This window comes from Variovorax sp. OAS795 (genome assembly GCF_040546685.1).
Classification (GTDB): domain Bacteria; phylum Pseudomonadota; class Gammaproteobacteria; order Burkholderiales; family Burkholderiaceae_C; genus Variovorax.
In genome coordinates this window covers 4,136,908-4,153,544 of sequence record NZ_JBEPOH010000001.1, presented here as the reverse complement: position 1 = coordinate 4,153,544, position 16,637 = coordinate 4,136,908, and the positions used below count along the sequence as shown (strand labels likewise).

The following is a 16,637-nucleotide window of genomic DNA, read 5'->3' as shown; positions in this document are numbered from 1 at the left end:
CCTTCTCGAGGCTTTCACTCCAGGCTGAACGCGCAAGCGCACGGCCCGCAACTGTTTCTCTTTCTCTCTTCTCCATGGACTCCCAACCTCCGCTCGATCTCCAGGGTCCCACCGACGGCGACACCACCCTCACGCTGGCCGACTACGCACAAACCGCCTACCTCGAATACGCACTCAGCGTGGTCAAGGGCCGCGCACTGCCCGATGTGTCCGACGGCCAGAAGCCGGTGCAGCGGCGCATTCTCTATTCGATGTCGCGCATGGGCCTGGGCTTCGGCGGCGCCAACGGCACCGTGGGCGCCAAGCCCGTGAAGAGCGCGCGCGTGGTGGGCGACGTGCTCGGCCGCTTCCATCCGCACAGCGACCAGGCCGCCTACGACGCACTGGTGCGCATGGCGCAGGATTTTTCGCAGCGCTATCCGCTGGTCGACGGCCAGGGCAACTTCGGCAGCCGCGACGGCGACGGCGCCGCGGCCATGCGCTACACCGAGGCGCGGCTCGCACGCATCACCAGCCTGCTGCTCGACGAGATCGACGAGGGCACGGTCGACTTCATTCCCAACTACGACGGCAGCACCGAAGAACCGCGCCTCTTGCCCGCGCGCCTGCCGTTCACGCTGCTCAACGGCGCGAGCGGCATCGCCGTGGGCCTGGCCACCGAGATCCCGAGCCACAACCTGCGCGAGATCGCCGATGCTTGCGTGGCGCTGATCAAGGCCAACGGCAAGCTCAGCGACGAGGAACTGCTGCAGATCGTGCCCGGCCCCGACTACCCCGGCGGCGCCCAGATCATCAGCGGCCCGGCCGATATCGCCGAGGCCTACCGCACCGGCCGCGGCTCGCTCAAGGTGCGCGCGCGCTGGAAGATCGAAGACCTCGCGCGCGGCCAGTGGCAGCTGGTGGTCAACGAGCTGCCGCCGGGCGTCAGCACGCAGAAGGTGCTCGAAGAGATCGAGGAAATCACCAACCCGAAGGTCAAGGCCGGCAAGAAGGCGCTCAGTGCCGAGCAGACCCAGCTCAAGGCCGCGATGCTCTCGGTGCTCGACGTGGTGCGCGACGAATCCAGCAAGGACGCCGCGGTGCGCCTGGTGTTCGAACCCAAGACCTCGCGCATCAGCCAGGAAGAGTTCATCACCACGCTGCTCGCGCAGACCTCGCTGGAAACCTCTTCGCCCATCAACCTCACCATGGTGGGCATCGACGGCAAGCCCACGCAGAAGTCGCTGCGCCAGATGCTCAACGAGTGGATCGCGTTCCGCGCGGTCACGGTCGAGAAGCGCTCGCAGCATCGGCTGGGCAAGGTGATGGACCGCATGCACATCCTCGAAGGCCGGCAGCTGGTGCTGCTGAACATCGACGAGGTGATCGCGATCATCCGCGCGGCGGAAGACCCGAAGGCCGCGCTCATCGCGCGCTTCGACCTGAGCGAACGCCAGGCCGAGGACATCCTCGAAATCCGGCTGCGCCAACTCGCGCGGCTCGAAGCCATCAAGATCGAGCAGGAGCTCAAGGGCCTGCGCGAAGAGCAGAAGAAGCTCGAAGACATCCTTGCCAGCCCCGCTGCATTGCGCCGCCTGCTGGTGAAGGAAATCGAGTCCGACGCCAAGACCTTCGAAGACCCGCGCCGCACGCTGATCCAGGCCGAGAAGCGTGCCGTGGCCGAAGTCAAGGTGGTCGACGAGCCGGTCACGGTCATCGTGTCGCAGAAGGGCTGGGTTCGCGCGCAGAAAGGCTGGGCCAGCGAGAAGAACGGCGGCAACGGTTCGGCCGCGCCCGAATACAGCTTCAAGTCCGGCGACACGCTCTACGGCGCGTTCGAATGCCGCAGCGTCGACACGCTGCTGGTCTTCGGCAGCGCCAAGGACAAATCGGTGCGTGTCTACACGGTGCCCGTGGCGTCGCTGCCCGGTGCGCGCGGCGACGGCCAGCCCGTGACGACGCTCATCGAACTCGATGCCGGCACGCACGTGACGCATTTCTTCGCGGGCCCGGGGGGCGCGAGCGTGCTGCTGGCCAACACCGGCGGCTACGGCTTCATTGCCACGGTCGAGAACATGATGTCGCGCCAGCGCGGCGGCAAGGCCTTCATCGACGTGGGCGAGGGCGAGCAGCTCTGCCGGCCGTCGCTGGTGGGCGGCGCGAGCGGCGCCGAGCCGATGCCGGCCGCCACGCACGTGGCCTGCGCCTCGACCGGCGGCCGCATCCTGACCTTCGACATCGGCGAGCTCAAGAGCCTGCCCAAGGGCGGCCGCGGCCTCACGCTGATCGACCTGGAAGCGAAGGACACGCTGGCGGGCGCCGCGGCCTACACGCGCAGCGTGAAGATCGAGGGCATCGGACGCGGCGGCAAGGAGCGCGACGAGACGCTGGAGATCCGCACGCTCAACAACGCGCGCGGCAGCCGTGCGCGCAAGGGCAAGGCGGCCGACCTCGGCTTCAAGCCGGCCAGCATCGTGCGGGTGCTGTGATGGGCGGTTTCGACATCAGCGTCATCGGCCTCGTCATCGCGGTTGTCACGGGCATCGGCAGTTTCTGGTTCGGGCGCCGCATGCGCCTGAAACGCGGGGCCAGGCAGCGCGAGAAAGACCGCATCGCGGCGCAGGCCACCGAGACGCGGCAGCAGCGCCGGGCGCGCGAGCGCAAGGAACGCGGCTAGAGCTTCTGCGGCGGGCCTCAGTGCAGGCCCTGCCACCAGCGCACGTTGGTGCGCGCCTTGCCGACCGTCAGCACTTCGCCGATCACCGGCGTCGCGAGTTCGATCTTCCTGGCTTCCGACAGGTTGGCGATGCGGTCCAGCGGATCGTGCCAGGTGTGGAAGGCAAGGTCGAAGGTGCTGTTGTGCACCGAATAGAGCACCTTGCCGCGCAGGTCCTCGAAGGCCTGCACGCTTTGCTCGGGCGTCATGTGCACCGCGGGCCAATAGGGGTCGTAGGCGCCGTTTTCCATCAGCGCCAGGTCGAAGCCGCCGAAGCGCTCGCCGATCTGCTTGAAGCCCGGAAAGTAGCCCGAATCGCCGCTGTAGAAGATGCGCTGGTCGCCGCTTTGCACCACCCACGAGGCCCACAGCGTGCGGTCGCGGTCGTTGAGCGTGCGGCCCGAGAAGTGCTGCGCCGGCGTGGCGGTGAGCTTCACGCCGTCGTGCTCGCCACCCTGCCACCAGTCGAGCTCGGTCACGCGCTCGGCCGGCACCCCCATGGCCACCAGCCGCGCGCGCACGCCCAGCGGCACGAAGTAGTGCTGCACGCGGCGCGCGAGGTACTCGATGGTCGCCACGTCGAGGTGGTCGTAGTGATCGTGCGAGAGGATCAGGCCTTCGATGGGCGGCAGCTGCTCCAGCTTGAGCGGGGGCTGGTGGAAGCGCTTGGGCCCGGCAAAGCTGAACGGCGAGGCCCGCTCGCTGAAGACCGGGTCGATCAGCCAGTATTTGCCTTGCAGCTTGAGCAGGTGCGACGAGTGGCCGAGCCGCACCACGTGGTTGGCCTTGGCGTCGAGCGCGTCCAGGTCGGCGGTGTTCAGCATGCGCACCGGGATCGGGTCGACCGGCACGGTGTCGATCTTGCTGCCCACGATGAAGCGCGACCAGATCCGCCATGCGGCGGCGGAAGGCAGGAGATCGGGATTGGGCAGGTTCTGGAAGGTGCAGCCCTTGAACTGCGGCGATGCGTCGTAGCGTGCCTCGCATCCGCTGTTGCTCGTGCAGGCGGCCACCAGGGTGCAACTGGCCGCGAGCAGCAAGGTGCCATAGCGGCGAAAGCTGCGCTTCAGGAGATTCGAGGGGCGGGCATCGTCGTTCATGGCGGGTGTTGTCGGGTTTTGCGGCGCGAGCTTAGCCCGCACGCCGCGCCCAATGGTTTCAGCGGCAGAAACATTCGGGCCAAAGGGGCATTCCTGCCGCCTGCCGCCTGTCGTATGCCATGCGTTCTATGGATGGCGCCGGCATGCCGCGGCACACTGGAAAGCGCCATGTTTCGCGGGCAACCAGGAGGCGCACAGGCCATGAGCAGCAACCGCTATCCCATCATCTACGTGCGCGGCTACGCGATGACCGAAGCCGAGCGCGACGACACCGCCGCCGATCCGTTCTGCGGCTTCAACGTGGGCTCCACCGTGTACCGCGCCACCGTCAAGAAGGACGCGCCGGCGCAGAAGTTCGTCTTCGAATCCCCCGTGGTGCGCCTCCTGGCCGACTACCAGTACCAGAGCGTCTACCAGAACGGCCTGGACATCCTGGACAACGACTGGAAGCCCTCGCCCGACGAAACCGGCAAGGACGTGGACGGCATCCCGGCTGCGTGCATCGTCATCTACCGCTACTACGACAGCGGCTCCGAACTGCTCGGCGACGGCAAGTCGCGCGACGTGAAGATCTACGCGCAGGGCTTGAGCAAGCTGATCCTGCGCGTGCGCGACCTGGTGGCGCAGCGCGAAGGGCCGGCTTTCTCGCCCGCGGACTTTCGCTGCTACCTGGTGGCGCATTCGATGGGGGGCCTGGTGGTGCGGGCCTTCCTGCAGAACCCCGCGCTCGGCGATGCGGCGGCGCGCGCGTGCGTCGACAAGGTGTTCACCTATGCCACGCCGCACAACGGCATCGACATGGGCGGCGTCAACGTGCCGGCCTGGCTCACGGCCAACGAGATGAACACCTTCAACCGCGAGAAGATGTCGGAGTTCCTGGACACGGCGCCGGTCGACGGCCGCATGGACTACCTGCCGGCCGCGGCCTTTCCGGCCGAGCGCTTCTTCTGCATGGTGGGCTCCAACCGCGGCGACTACGAAGCGGCCAAGGGCCTGTCGCGCATGTTCGCGGGCCACGGCAGCGACGGGCTGGTGCGCATCGAGAACGCCTCGCTGTGGTCGGTCGACGAGGCCAGGCGCAGCAGGCCCGTGGCCACCGCCTATGCCTTCCGCTCGCACTCGGGCTACTTCGGCATCGTCAACTCCGAAGAGGCCTACCAGAACCTCGTGCGCTTTTTGTTCGGCGACGTGCGCGTCGACCTGTGGTTCGACGTGGACGGCGTCACGCTGCCGCCCGACCTGCCCAAGGACGCCGACGTCGATGCGCTCTACCAGGTCGAGCTGCTCGCCGCGCCGCGCGGCAAGCGCTGGTACCTGAGCCGCCGCGTGGCCGAGGAAGACTCGCCCGCCTGCCGCACTCACAAGGAGCTGACCGATCCGGCCAAGGCCGAGCGCCGTTCGATCTATCTGTCGACCGTGTTCCTGGCCAACAAGGCCCGCGTGAAGCAGGACCGGCCGACGCTGGCCTATGCCATGACGCTGGGCGTGCGGGTGCCTGACTACCAGGTGAACAAGAAGTTCTGGCTCGACGGCCACTACGAAGGCAGTTCGCTGTTCCGCGACACGCTGGTCATCGAGATCGGGCCGCCCCAGGCCGACGATCCGGCGCAGAACTGGAACGTCAAGTACGGCTGGCAGACCGACACCGCGGGGCAGGCGTCGCTGCCGATCAGCCCGAAGCAGCTGGCCAATGGCAAGCTGCAGTTCATCGTGCCGCTCTCCAGCCTGGGCGCGGCACCGGCGGCGCCGGGCATCAGCGGCAAGGTGCGGCTCGAGGTGAGCGCCTGGAGCTGAAGCGGGCGCCCGGAAGGCCGGCTGCGGCGCCATACTCGGTGACCCAAGCTCCTGCCTCACAGCCATCATGAAAACTGCCGTACTCGTCATCGACATGCAGCGTGGGCTCTGCGACGATCCACCTCGCCCCCACGAGGCGGCCGACGTGGTGCAGCGAATCAATGCACTCACCGGACGCGCGCGCGCCGCGGGCGTGCCGGTGGCCTTCATCCAGCACGAGAACGACGTCGACCTCGAATTCGATTCCGAGCGCTGGCAGCTCGCCGATGCGCTGCACGTCGATGCCGGCGACACCAAGATCCGCAAGACCACGCCCGACTCCTTCCTGCGCACGCCTCTCGAGGCCTGGCTGGCCGGGCAGGCGGTACGGCAGGTGGTGGTCTGCGGCTACTCGTCGGAGTTCTGTGTGGACACCACCGTGCGGCGCGCCGCGGCACTGGGCTACGAGGTGGTGCTCGCGGCCGATGCCCACACCTCGCACGACAAGCCGCATGCCACGGGCGCCTTCATCCGGGCGCACCACAACGCCACGCTGGCGGACATCACGAGCTTCGGCGTGCCGATCCGCGCCGTGGACTCGGCCGGCATCGCCTTCTGACCGGTCAGTCGGCGCCCGGCCGCCACACGCGCGCCAGCGCGGCCAGCTTGCCCCGCAAGCTCAGCCGGTCGTTCGAGAGCGCATCGATGAAGTCGGACAGCCGCTGCGACTTCACCATGGTGTAGATGGTGAGCCAGGTCGTGAAGATGAACACCACGCCGAACCAGAGCGCCTTGCGCCACAGCGGCGCCTCGGCCTCGGCCAGCAGGTTCATGCCGAGGAAGCCCGTCGTCACGGTGCCGATCAGCCCGAACAGCGTGACCACCGTGAGCCGCACCACGGTGCTGGCCTGTCGGCGCAGGCTGTCCGCATCGAGGTAGGTGTTCATGTCGGCGATGCGCGCCTTGACCTCGTCGTAGAGCGGATCGAGCCCGAGGTGCCTGGCGCACATGTGGGAGAGCGCACGCACCTGCGCCTGCTCCGAGATCTCGTGGAACCAGTAGCGGTGCGTGAAGCGCAGGAAGCGCTCGAAGCTCGCGCGGATCGCTCGCTTGAACTGCTTCACGCTCGGCGTGCTGCGGATGTCGAGGCGCTCCAAAGCCTCCACCAGCTGGTCCGAGAACATCAGGAGCGAAGCCTTCTGGAAATGCGCGATCAGGAACAGCAGGAAGTGCTGGTGCCTGAACTGCGCGAGCACGCCGCGGTCGCGGCAGCAGAAGAATTCGGAGCGCGCATCGCCCACCACGATGAGTGCATGGCCGTTGCAGAGATAGCGCGTGTTCGGCGCCGCGCCCGCATCGACCCAGAAGCGGTCGTAGCAATAGCGATGCTCGAAGTCGGCCAGATGTTCGTCGGCATAGGGCAGGTGCGCATGCTGCGCCGCGTCGGCCTCGGCGGCGCCGGTGACCAGCCCGAGCCGGATGAAGTCGTTGCGCGAAAGGCGCTTGGGATCGTCGAGCGAAAGGTAGGCCATCACCGGCATGCGGTAGTACTCGATCTGCCGGTAGCGCAGCACGCCGGGGTCGTCGGAATGGTCGCTCACCAGCGGCTGCATCAGGTAGGCCCAGTGGGCCGAAATGCGCGGCGCGCGGTGCTGCGCCACGTGCGAGAGGAAGGCCTCGCGCTGCTGCGCATCCGAACGCGCCAGCACGCTGCCGTCCGGGGCCAGCCACTCGACGCTGGCCATGCAATGCAGCGCGCTGCCCCCGGTGTCCCAACCGGCCGGATAGGCGCGGCCGAAGCGATAGAGCAGGTCTTGCGCCTGCGCGAGGCTCAGGTGGTCGGCGCCCACCTCCAGGTTCAGCAGCACCACGTCGATGTCGAAGAAGAAGTACAGGTCGCAATGCACCACGTCGAGCGTGATGGGCGCATCGCCGGCCTGCGCGACCACGCGCACCGCCGCGATGTCGTGGCGGCGGAAGACGCGCATCGGCGAGTCGCGGTCGCTGCCTGTTGCCGCGCCGTCCTTGCTGCGGGAGCGGCCCTCGCCGTAGAGAAAGCGCTGCACATAGGGCAGGAAGCTCACGAACTCGTTGTAGTGCCGCTCGTGGAAGCGGCTGCTGTCGCCGGTGTATTCGTCGATCTCTTCGCGCCAGGGCGAGGCATCGCCCATCTCGCGCAGCACATGCCATGGGCCGTGGTGCGCGGGCTTGGCATCCGCGGCGGGCATGAGCCGCAGGGGCCAGAGCAGGGCCTGCCTGAAATGCTGCACGGCCGGTGCCGCGGCCACACCCGCCAGGGATGCGCCCGGCGCTGCGCGAAGGGGGACCTCGGGTGTATTCAGCATCGCGCCAGTGTAGGCAGAAGGGCGGCCGAAAGGCTGACCTAGGGCAATCCCTAGGTTTTCCTGAAACCGGTTTCATATAAGCTGCAAGCATTGCTTTCAGGCATGTGCGCGGCCCTTCGCCGTGTTTTGCCGCACCCATGAATTACCAGTTCCAATTCGACGCCGTGTTCGCTGCCTGGCCGCTGCTGCTCAAGGGCACGTGGATCACGGTCCAGCTCTCGCTGTCCGCCACGCTGATCGGCCTGGTGGTTGCCATCTTCTGTGCCTGGGGCAAGACCTCGGGCCCGGGGTGGCTGCGCTTCATCGTCAATGCGTACATCGAGGTGATCCGCAACACGCCGTTCCTGGTCCAGCTGTTCTTCTTCTTCTTCGCACTGCCGGCCATCGGCCTGCGCTGGTCCCCGCAAACTGCGGCGCTGGTGGCCATGGTGGTGAACCTCGGCGCCTACGCGACCGAGATCATCCGTGCCGGCATCGAGTCCATTCCCAAGGGGCAGATCGAGGCGGGCAGGGCGCTGAACCTCAAGCCCTGGGAGATCTTCCGCTTCGTGATCATCAAGCCCGCGCTCAAGGCCATCTACCCGGCGCTCACGAGCCAATTCATCTTGCTGATGCTGAGCTCGGCCGTGGTGTCGGTCATCTCGGCCGACGACCTGACGTCGGTGGCCGCCAACCTGCAGTCGCAGACCTTCCGCAGTTTCGAGATCTACATCGTGGTCGCTGCCATCTACCTGGCGCTGGCGCTGGCTTTCTCGGCGCTGTTCAAGCTCATCTACAAGCGCACGCTCAACTACCCGGATCGCCGCTAGCAGGCACGCACGGAGCACAAACCATCATGCGCACTTTCGGCTTTCCCGAATTTCTCTTCATCCTCGAAGCGGCCAAGTGGACGCTCGCTCTGTCGGCCATCGCCTTCGTCGGCGGCGCCATCCTGGGGCTGGCGATCGCGCTCATGCGCACCTCCGAATCGGGCTGGGCGCGCACCGTGTCGACGGTGTTCATCCAGGTCTTCCAGGGCACGCCGCTGCTGCTGCAGCTGTTCCTGATCTTCTTCGGCGCGCCGGTGCTGGGGCTGGACATCAACCCCTGGATCGCCGCGGGCGTGGCACTGGTGCTCAACAGCGCGGCCTTCCTGGGCGAGATCTGGCGCGGCTGCATCCAGGCCATTCCGCGCGGCCAGTGGGAAGCCGCCGAGGCGCTGAGCCTCGGCTACAGCGCACGCATGCGCGACGTGGTGCTGCCGCAGGCCTTCAAGATCGCGCTTGCGCCCACGGTGGGCTACCTGGTGCAGATCATCAAGGGCACGTCGCTCGCGGCCATCATCGGCTTCACCGAAGTCACCCGCGCGGGCCAGATCATCAACAACGCCACTTTCCAGCCGCTGGTCGTGTTCTCGGTGGTGGCCGCCATCTACTTCGCGATCTGCTGGCCGCTCTCATTGCTCGCGGCCCGCATGGAGCGCAGGCGCGCCCAGGCCCTGGCCCGTTGATTACCTTTTCTTCTTCGTCGCATCCCTTCATTTCCAGGAGACACATCCCATGACCCGTACCCCCACCCGCCGCGCTGCGCTCGCAGCCCTCGGCCTTGGCGCCGCGCTCACCGTGTTCGCACCTTTCGCCTCGGCACAGTCCGTGGCCGACATCAAGAAGAAGGGCGAGATCACCATCGGCATGCTGGTTGACTTTCCGCCCTACGGCACCACCAATGCGCAGAACCAGCCCGACGGCTACGACGCCGACGTGGCCAAGCTGCTGGCCAAGGAATGGGGCGTCAAGGCCAACATCGTGCCGGTGACCGGCCCGAACCGCATTCCCTTCCTGCTGACCAACAAGGTCGACCTGCTGGTCGCATCGCTTGCCATCACGCCCGAGCGCGCCAAGCAGGTGCAGTTCTCGCAGCCCTACGCGGCCGCCACCATCGTGCTGTACGGCGCCACCAAGACGCCCATCAAGGCCGCAGCCGACCTGAAGGGCCTGCGCGTGGGCGTGGCACGCGCCTCCACGCAGGACGTGGCCGTGACCAAGGCCGCGCCCGAAGGCACCGAGATCCGCCGCTTCGACGACGACGCCTCGGCCATGCAGGCGCTGATCTCGGGCCAGGTCGATGCCATCGGCTGCTCGGTGACCGTGGCCGCGCAGATCGCCAAGCGCGTGCCCGCCGGCACCTACGAAAACAAGTTCACGCTGGTGCAGCAATCCATGGGCATCGCGATGCGCCCGGGCCAGGACGAGCTGCACAAGGCGGTCAACGAGTTCGTTGCCAGGAACACCGCCAACGGCGAGCTGAACAAGCTCTACCAGAAGTGGCTGCAGGCCGACCTGCCGAAGATGCAGTGAGCCGCCGAGGCTGAAGACGAACAAGGAATCCTGGCATGACGACGGAATCGATCATCCGCATGGAAGCGGTCAACAAGTGGTACGGTGAATTCCAGGTGTTGACCGGCATCGACCTGTCGGTGCGCCAGGGCGAGCGCATCGTGATCTGCGGGCCCTCGGGCTCGGGCAAGTCCACGCTCATCCGCTGCATCAACCGGCTCGAGACGGTACAGAAGGGCCGCATCGTGGTCGATGGCATCGACCTCACGGCCGGCGGCAAGAACGTGGACGCGGTGCGCGCCGAAGTGGGCATGGTGTTCCAGCAGTTCAACCTGTTTCCCCATCTCACCATCCTTGAAAACTGCACGCTCGCGCCGATGCGTTCGCGCGGCATGACCAAGGCCCAGGCTGAAGAGGTGGCCATGAAGTACCTCGCGCGCGTGCGCATTCCGGAGCAGGCCCGCAAGTATCCGAGCCAGCTCTCGGGCGGCCAGCAGCAGCGCGTGGCCATTGCGCGCGCGCTGTGCATGTCGCCCAAGATCATGCTGTTCGACGAGCCGACCTCGGCGCTGGACCCCGAGATGGTCAAGGAAGTGCTCGACACCATGATCGGCCTGGCAGAGGACGGCATGACCATGCTGTGCGTGACGCACGAGATGGGCTTTGCCCGCAGCGTCGCCGACCGCGTGATCTTCATGGCCGACGGCAGGATCGTCGAGCAGGCGCCGCCTGCCGAGTTCTTCGGCCAACCCAAGGACGAAAGGACACGGCAATTCCTCGGCCAGATCCTGAGCTCCCATCAAGCACACTGAATGTCCTTTTCCGTTCTGATTTCTCTGTCGTCCTTCGGCGCGGCCGAGGTGGGGCGGCACGGCCAGCTCTGGTGCGCGCGGCTGGCATCGGCAGCGGGCGCCGATTCCGTTGAAGTGCGTGGCGAGATGCTGCGCGATGCGGATGCCGAACTGCCTGCGTTGAACGGTCTCGCTTCCGTGTACTCCAGCCCCGAAGGCCTCTGGGCCGAAGGCGGCTGGCTCGACGGCGCGGCGCTCAAGCGCGGCATCGCCGCAGCAACGCGCGTCGGTGCGAAGCGGCTCAAGATGTCCATCGGCGATTTCCAGCCTTCTTCGCACGGCTCGCTCTGGGGCCTCAAGGTGCAATTGGCCGAGACGCGAGTCGAGCTGCTGATCGAGAACGACCAGACGGTGCGCGCCGGTACGCTGCCCGCGCTGCAGGCCTTCTTCGACGCGTCCGACCGCGCGGGCGTCGAGCTGGGCATGACCTTCGACATGGGCAACTGGCACTGGGTCGGCGAGTGCCCGTTGCAAGCTGCACAGGCGCTGGGCCGCCGCGTGCGCTACGTGCATTGCAAGGGCGTGCAGCGCCTGCCGGGCAAGTGGGTGGCGGTGCCGCTGGGCGACTCGGCCGCGCCATGGCGCGCGGTGCTGCGCGCACTGCCCGCCGATGTGCCGCACGCCATCGAATACCCCCTGGCAGGCGACGACCTTCTGGCCGTCACGCGCACGCAGATCGATTTCATCCGCGCCGCACGGGCGTAGGCAGAAGCACACACATGACAGAACCCACCGCTTTCGATGTCGCGCTGTTCGGCGAAGCCATGCTGCTGCTGGTGGCCGACCGGCCCGGTCCGCTGGAGGACGCAGAGTCGTTCCACAAGCGCACGGCCGGCGCCGAGACCAACGTGGCCATCGGCCTGGCACGCCTGGGGCTCCAGGTGGGCTGGGCCAGCCGGCTCGGCACCGACTCGATGGGACGCTATCTCATCGCCGCCATGAGGGCCGAGGGCATCGATTGCTCGCACGTCATCTGCGATCCGGCGCAGCGCACGGGTTTCCAGTTCAAGGGCCGCGTCACCGACGGCAGCGACCCGCCCGTCGAATACCACCGCAAGGGCTCGGCTGCGAGCCAGATGGGCCCGGCCGACGTCGATGAGGCCTGGCTGCGCTCGGCGCGGCACCTGCATGCCACGGGCGTGTTCGCGGCCATCTCGGACACCAGCCTGCAGGCCGCGCTCAAGAGCATGGACGTGATGCGCGCGGCCGGCCGCACGATCTCGTTCGACACCAACCTTCGGCCGACGTTGTGGCCTTCGACCGACACGATGCGCCACTGGGTCAACGAGCTGGCCTCGCGCGCCGACTGGGTGCTGCCCGGCATCGAGGAAGGCCTGCTGCTCACGGGCCACAGCCGGCCCGAGGATGTGGCGCGCTTCTATCGCGAGCGCGGTGCGAAGCTGGTGGTCGTCAAGCTCGGCGCCGAAGGCGCCTACTACGACAGCGACGTGGCCGGCACCGGCCGCGTCGAAGGCTTCCCGGTGAAGGAAGTGATCGACACCGTGGGTGCGGGCGATGGCTTCGCGGCCGGCGTGGTGAGCGCCCTGCTCGAAGGCCGGAGCGTGCCCGAGGCGGTGCGCCGCGGCGCCTGGATCGGCGCACGCGCGGTGCAGGTATTGGGTGACACTGAAGGGCTGCCCACCCGCGCACAACTTGAAGAAGCAGGACTCTGACCATGACGACTAAAAAGAACGTGCTCGTCTTCCGGCCCTTGCCCGAGGACCAGCTGGCGCGCCTCCAGGCCGCGCACCATGTCACCGTCGCCGATCCGCGCAAGGAGCCCGAGGCTTTTGCCGCTGCGCTCGGCACGGCGAACGGCCTGATTGGCGCAAGCCACACGGTCGATGCCGCGCTGCTGGACGCGGCGCCTGCGCTCGAGGTGATCTCCAGCATCTCGGTCGGCGTCGACAACTACGCACTGGCGGAACTGCACAAGCGCGGCATCGTGCTGTGCCACACGCCCGACGTGCTGACCGAAACCGTGGCCGACACGGTGTTCGCGATCCTGATGGCCACGCAGCGACGCGTGGTCGAGCTTTCGAACCTCGTGCGCGAAGGCCGCTGGACGAAGAACATCGGCGATGAGCTCTTCGGCACCGACGTGCATGGCAAGACGCTGGGCATCCTGGGCTTCGGCCGCATCGGCCAGGCCGTGGCACGCCGCGCTGCGCTCGGCTTCGGCATGCCGGTGCTCTATCACTCGCGAAGGCCCGTCGACCTGGCCGCGCAGGCGCCCGAACTGCAAGGCCGTGCCACGCACACGCCGCTCGATGCACTGCTCGCGCGGTCGGACATCGTGCTGGCGATGCTGCCCCTGACCGACGCGACCCGCGGCATGATCGACGCTGCCTTCTTCGCGCGCATGAAGGCCGGGGCCGCGTTCATCAACGGCGGCCGCGGCGCCACGGTGGACGAAGCGGCCCTGCTGCACGCCCTGGACCACGGCACGCTGCGCGCCGCGGGCCTGGACGTGTTCGCGAAGGAGCCGCTGCCCGCCGATTCGCCCCTGCGCACCCATCCGCGCGTGACGCCGCTGCCGCACATCGGCTCGGCCACCCATGAGACGCGGCATGCCATGGCAGAGCTGGCGACGACGAATCTGCTGCAGGTGCTGGCTGGCGAGACGCCGACGGCGGCGTACGATACGGCAGCTGCATGACAGGCCCGAGGATTTTCTCCCTCCCCTTCCGGGGGAGGGCAGGGGTGGGGGCAAGCGGCGTATCCATTGGGCGCTCTGCCTGCCCCCATCCCAGCCTTCCCCCGGAGGGGGAAGGAGCAAATCCATGAACCCGAGCGGCCGCGCCACCATCGCCGATGTCGCCGAGGCCGCAGGCGTCTCCAAGGCCACCGTCTCGCGCTTCCTCAACCACCGCGACCGGCTCCTGAGCCGCGACATCGCGGCGCGCGTGGAGGCGGCCATCGCCAAGCTGGCCTACACCCCGAGTCCGATGGCGCAGGCGCTGAGCCGCGGGCGCTCGCGGCTCATCGGCCTGATCGTGGCGGACATCACCAATCCCTATTCGGTGGCGGTGCTGCGCGGGGCCGAGAAGGCCTGCCAGGACGCCGGCTACCTGGTGATGCTGTTCAACCTCGGCAACGAGAGCGAACGCGAGCGCGAGGCCATCGATGCGCTCGCGGGCTACCAGGTCGATGGCTTCATCCTCAACACGCTGGGACGCGGCAGCAACGTGGTCGACGCGGTCACGCTGCACGGCAAGCCCGCGGTGCTGGTCGATCGCCGCCATGCCGGCATGCACACCGACTTCGTCGCGCTCGACAACCACTCGGCCATGCGCGACACCTGCGGCCACCTGGTCGAAGGCGGCTTTCGCGAGCTGCTCTACGTGACCGAGCCGCAGAAGGGCGTGAGCTCGCGGCGCGAACGCACGGCCGCCTTCGGGGCTTGCGTGGCGGCGCATGAGCCGCGCGTGTCGGGCGAGGTGTTCGAGAGTGTCGAGGCCGGCGGCGATGCGCTCGACGAAGCCTTGCGTGCGCTGCGGCAGCGCGCGAAGCGAGGGCGCCGCGCCGCGGTGGTGGCCGGCAATGCGGTCGTCACGCTGCGCGTCGCGCAATCGATGGCGCGGCTGGGCTGGCAGTTCGGGCATGACCTGGGATTCGTCGGTTTCGACGATCCCGAATGGGCCTCGCTGATCGGCCCCGGCCTCAGCACCGTGGCGCAGCCGACCGATGCCATCGGCCGCTCGGCCGCTAACTGCCTGATCGAACGGCTGCAGGGGCTGGATGCGCCGCCGCGGCAACTGTTGCTGCCGGGACAACTGGTGGTGCGGGGCTCGTCCCGGCCGGCGTGACCAGAGGGCCCGAAGCGTGGACGAGGCCGGCCTCGACGCGCTCGGCGATCCAGCGCTGGAAGCCGCGCTCGGCCTGCAGCTTGAACTCGTTGCGGGCCTGGTTGCAGACCGCGTGGGCCAGGCGCCGGTGCTTCTGCTTGCGCACGCCGCCCAGCGTCGAATCGTTCAGGTGCTCGATGGTGGCCGACTCGGGCGTGCTGCGAGGTTCCGCGAAGTCCATCGGCAACCCGCACCAGTGGCAGTTGCTGCCGAAGGACGAGCGCAGGGCCTGCACGCTCATGGTGTGGCTGCGTTGCGTGCGTGGGTCAGCCGACTTCGGCGATCAGCTCGATCTCGACACAGGCGCCCATCGGCACTTGCGCCACGCCGAATGCGCTGCGCGCATGGGCGCCCTTCTCGGGGCCGAACACTTCAGCGAAGAATTCGCTCGCGCCGTTGGTCACCAGGTGCTGCTCGGTGAAGGTGCCCACGGAATTGACCAGGCTCATGACCTTGACGATGCGCGTGATCTTGTTCAGGTCGCCCACGGCCGCGTGCAGCGTGCCCAGCAGGTCGATGGCAATGGCGCGCGCGGCCTGCTTGCCTTCTTCGGTGCCGATGCCGGCGCCGAGCTGCCCGGCCCAGACCTTGCCGTCCTTCCTGGCGATGTGGCCCGAGAGAAAGACCAGGTTGCCGGTGCGCACGAAAGGCACATAGGCGGCGGCGGGTGCGGCCACCGGGGGCAGGGTGATGCCGAGGCTGGAAAGCTTGTCGTAAACGCTCATGGGAGGTCCTTGTCCTGGAGTTGCGGTTGAATTCGTGATTGTGACTGCGCCGCTTCCGCGGCTTCGGCCTGCAGCTCTTCGATGGGGCGCACCGTGACGCCCACCTTGAGCGTGTGGCGCGCGCCGCCGTGCAGCACGCCGCGCATCGGCGACACGTCGGAATAGTCGCGGCCGATGGCGAGCGCCACGTAGTCTTCGCCGGGCTGGCGGCCATTGGTGGGATCGAACTCGGCCCACCCGCCGGCGCCATCGGGTCCATCGCCGTCGCTTTCACCGGGCAGGTACACCGACACCCAGGCGTGCGAGGCATCGGCGCCCACCAGCCGCGGCTGGCCCGGCGGTGGCTGCGTGAGCAGGTAGCCGCTCACGTAGCGCGCCGGCAGGCCCATGACGCGGAAGCAGGCGATCATGATGTGGGCGAAGTCCTGGCACACGCCCTTGCGCTGCGCAAGCGCTTCCACCGCGGGCGTGTTGATCTCGGTGCTGTCGGCGTCGTAGGCGAAGTCGCGGTACATGCGCTCCGTGAGATCCATCGCGACGTCGAAGGTCGGCCGCTCGGGCGCGAAGCTCGCGCGCGCATAGGCTGCGAAGTCGCCGTGGCGCGGCACGTAGGGCGACGGAAAAACGAACTCGGAGGCCGGGTCGAAGGTGGCATCCTTGCGGTAGCGGAAGCGCTCGCGCACGGCCTCCCAGGGCATGTCGCGGGCAATGCCCGGCGCCAGCAGCGGCGTCGAGGTCTCGACCACGCTTTCGGCCGTGACGACGAGGCTGTCGTGCGTGGATTCGAGCGCGAAGAACGCGCGCGTGTTGCCGTAGACGTCTGGCTGTTCGCTGCGCTGCGCGGGCTGCGGCTCGATCGACAGCCTGTGGCTCACCAGCTGCTGCGAGCCGGTGGCGAGCGGCTTCAGGTGGGCCAGGTGCTGCGCCGTCTCGACCGGAGGTGAATACTCGTAGCGGGTTTCGTGGGTGACGTGGAGAAGCATGG

The 16,637-nt window shown here is 67.9% G+C and carries 17 protein-coding genes; 12 read left to right on the top strand and 5 right to left on the bottom strand.

Annotation, left to right across the window (positions count from 1 at the left end):
• Window positions 1–74: 74 nt before the first annotated feature.
• Together parC and ABID97_RS20080 are read left to right on the top strand one after the other, a co-directional pair.
• A complete protein-coding gene (gene parC, locus ABID97_RS20085; protein ID WP_354400268.1) occupies window positions 75–2,468 on the top strand; it encodes a DNA topoisomerase IV subunit A in 2,394 nt (797 codons plus the stop codon).
• Window positions 2,468–2,656: a hypothetical protein gene (locus ABID97_RS20080; protein ID WP_354400266.1), complete on the top strand. Its 189-nt coding sequence runs from the start codon at window positions 2,468–2,470 to the stop codon at window positions 2,654–2,656. Before parC ends, ABID97_RS20080 begins: the two co-directional genes overlap by 1 nt.
• A 17-nt stretch (window positions 2,657–2,673) precedes the next feature.
• Here the strand turns inward: ABID97_RS20080 and ABID97_RS20075 are convergent, their stop codons facing one another.
• Entirely contained in the window at window positions 2,674–3,795 is a 1,122-nt protein-coding gene (locus ABID97_RS20075) for an MBL fold metallo-hydrolase (protein ID WP_354400264.1), read from the bottom strand.
• A gap of 201 nt (window positions 3,796–3,996) precedes the next feature.
• On the opposite strand from ABID97_RS20075, the gene ABID97_RS20070 reads away from it, so the two are divergent.
• Window positions 3,997–5,589, top strand: a complete 1,593-nt coding sequence (locus ABID97_RS20070) for an esterase/lipase family protein (protein ID WP_354400263.1) — start codon at window positions 3,997–3,999, stop codon at window positions 5,587–5,589.
• A 67-nt stretch (window positions 5,590–5,656) separates the two neighbouring features.
• The gene (locus tag ABID97_RS20065; RefSeq protein ID WP_354400262.1) at window positions 5,657–6,187 is read left to right on the top strand and encodes a cysteine hydrolase family protein; all 531 of its coding nucleotides are present in this window, start codon (window positions 5,657–5,659) and stop codon (window positions 6,185–6,187) included.
• Between the two features lie 4 nt (window positions 6,188–6,191).
• Here ABID97_RS20065 and ABID97_RS20060 read toward each other — a convergent pair whose 3' ends face one another.
• The gene (locus ABID97_RS20060; RefSeq protein WP_503012785.1) at window positions 6,192–7,913 is read right to left on the bottom strand and encodes a hypothetical protein; all 1,722 of its coding nucleotides are present in this window, start codon (window positions 7,911–7,913) and stop codon (window positions 6,192–6,194) included.
• 137 nt (window positions 7,914–8,050) lie between these two features.
• Here ABID97_RS20060 and ABID97_RS20055 point away from each other — a divergent pair, with 137 nt between their 5' ends.
• The 8 genes from ABID97_RS20055 to ABID97_RS20020 all read left to right on the top strand — a co-directional run bounded on the left by ABID97_RS20055 (window position 8,051) and on the right by ABID97_RS20020 (window position 14,888).
• Complete coding sequence (locus ABID97_RS20055) at window positions 8,051–8,722, top strand: amino acid ABC transporter permease (protein ID WP_354400261.1); 672 nt, start codon at window positions 8,051–8,053, stop codon at window positions 8,720–8,722.
• Window positions 8,723–8,748: 26 nt separating this feature from the next.
• Window positions 8,749–9,402 carry an amino acid ABC transporter permease gene (locus tag ABID97_RS20050; RefSeq protein ID WP_354400259.1) on the top strand — a complete coding sequence of 218 codons (654 nt, stop codon included), beginning with the start codon at window positions 8,749–8,751 and terminating at the stop codon, window positions 9,400–9,402.
• A 49-nt stretch (window positions 9,403–9,451) separates the two neighbouring features.
• Window positions 9,452–10,249 (top strand): transporter substrate-binding domain-containing protein, encoded by a 798-nt coding sequence (locus ABID97_RS20045; protein WP_354400257.1) that lies wholly within the window; start codon window positions 9,452–9,454, stop codon window positions 10,247–10,249.
• Between the two features lie 35 nt (window positions 10,250–10,284).
• The gene (locus ABID97_RS20040; RefSeq protein ID WP_354400255.1) at window positions 10,285–11,040 is read left to right on the top strand and encodes an amino acid ABC transporter ATP-binding protein; all 756 of its coding nucleotides are present in this window, start codon (window positions 10,285–10,287) and stop codon (window positions 11,038–11,040) included.
• Window positions 11,041–11,784: a sugar phosphate isomerase/epimerase family protein gene (locus ABID97_RS20035; RefSeq protein WP_354400253.1), complete on the top strand. Its 744-nt coding sequence runs from the start codon at window positions 11,041–11,043 to the stop codon at window positions 11,782–11,784.
• 14 nt (window positions 11,785–11,798) lie between these two features.
• Window positions 11,799–12,752, top strand: a complete 954-nt coding sequence (locus tag ABID97_RS20030) for a sugar kinase (RefSeq protein ID WP_354400252.1) — start codon at window positions 11,799–11,801, stop codon at window positions 12,750–12,752.
• Window positions 12,753–12,754: 2 nt separating this feature from the next.
• The gene (locus ABID97_RS20025) at window positions 12,755–13,738 is read left to right on the top strand and encodes a 2-hydroxyacid dehydrogenase (protein WP_354400251.1); all 984 of its coding nucleotides are present in this window, start codon (window positions 12,755–12,757) and stop codon (window positions 13,736–13,738) included.
• Between the two features lie 124 nt (window positions 13,739–13,862).
• The gene (locus ABID97_RS20020; protein WP_354400250.1) at window positions 13,863–14,888 is read left to right on the top strand and encodes a LacI family DNA-binding transcriptional regulator; all 1,026 of its coding nucleotides are present in this window, start codon (window positions 13,863–13,865) and stop codon (window positions 14,886–14,888) included.
• Here the strand turns inward: ABID97_RS20020 and ABID97_RS20015 are convergent.
• Genes ABID97_RS20015 through ABID97_RS20005 form a run of 3 tightly spaced genes read right to left on the bottom strand, consistent with a single transcriptional unit; the run spans window position 14,788 to window position 16,635 of the window.
• Window positions 14,788–15,168: a hypothetical protein gene (locus tag ABID97_RS20015; RefSeq protein WP_354400249.1), complete on the bottom strand. Its 381-nt coding sequence runs from the start codon at window positions 15,166–15,168 to the stop codon at window positions 14,788–14,790. The genes ABID97_RS20020 and ABID97_RS20015 overlap by 101 nt on opposite strands.
• Before the next feature lie 25 nt (window positions 15,169–15,193).
• Window positions 15,194–15,652, bottom strand: a complete 459-nt coding sequence (locus ABID97_RS20010) for a RidA family protein (RefSeq protein ID WP_354400248.1) — start codon at window positions 15,650–15,652, stop codon at window positions 15,194–15,196.
• Window positions 15,649–16,635 (bottom strand): transglutaminase family protein, encoded by a 987-nt coding sequence (locus tag ABID97_RS20005; RefSeq protein WP_354400247.1) that lies wholly within the window; start codon window positions 16,633–16,635, stop codon window positions 15,649–15,651. Before ABID97_RS20005 ends, ABID97_RS20010 begins: the two co-directional genes overlap by 4 nt.
• Window positions 16,636–16,637 lie beyond the last annotated feature (2 nt).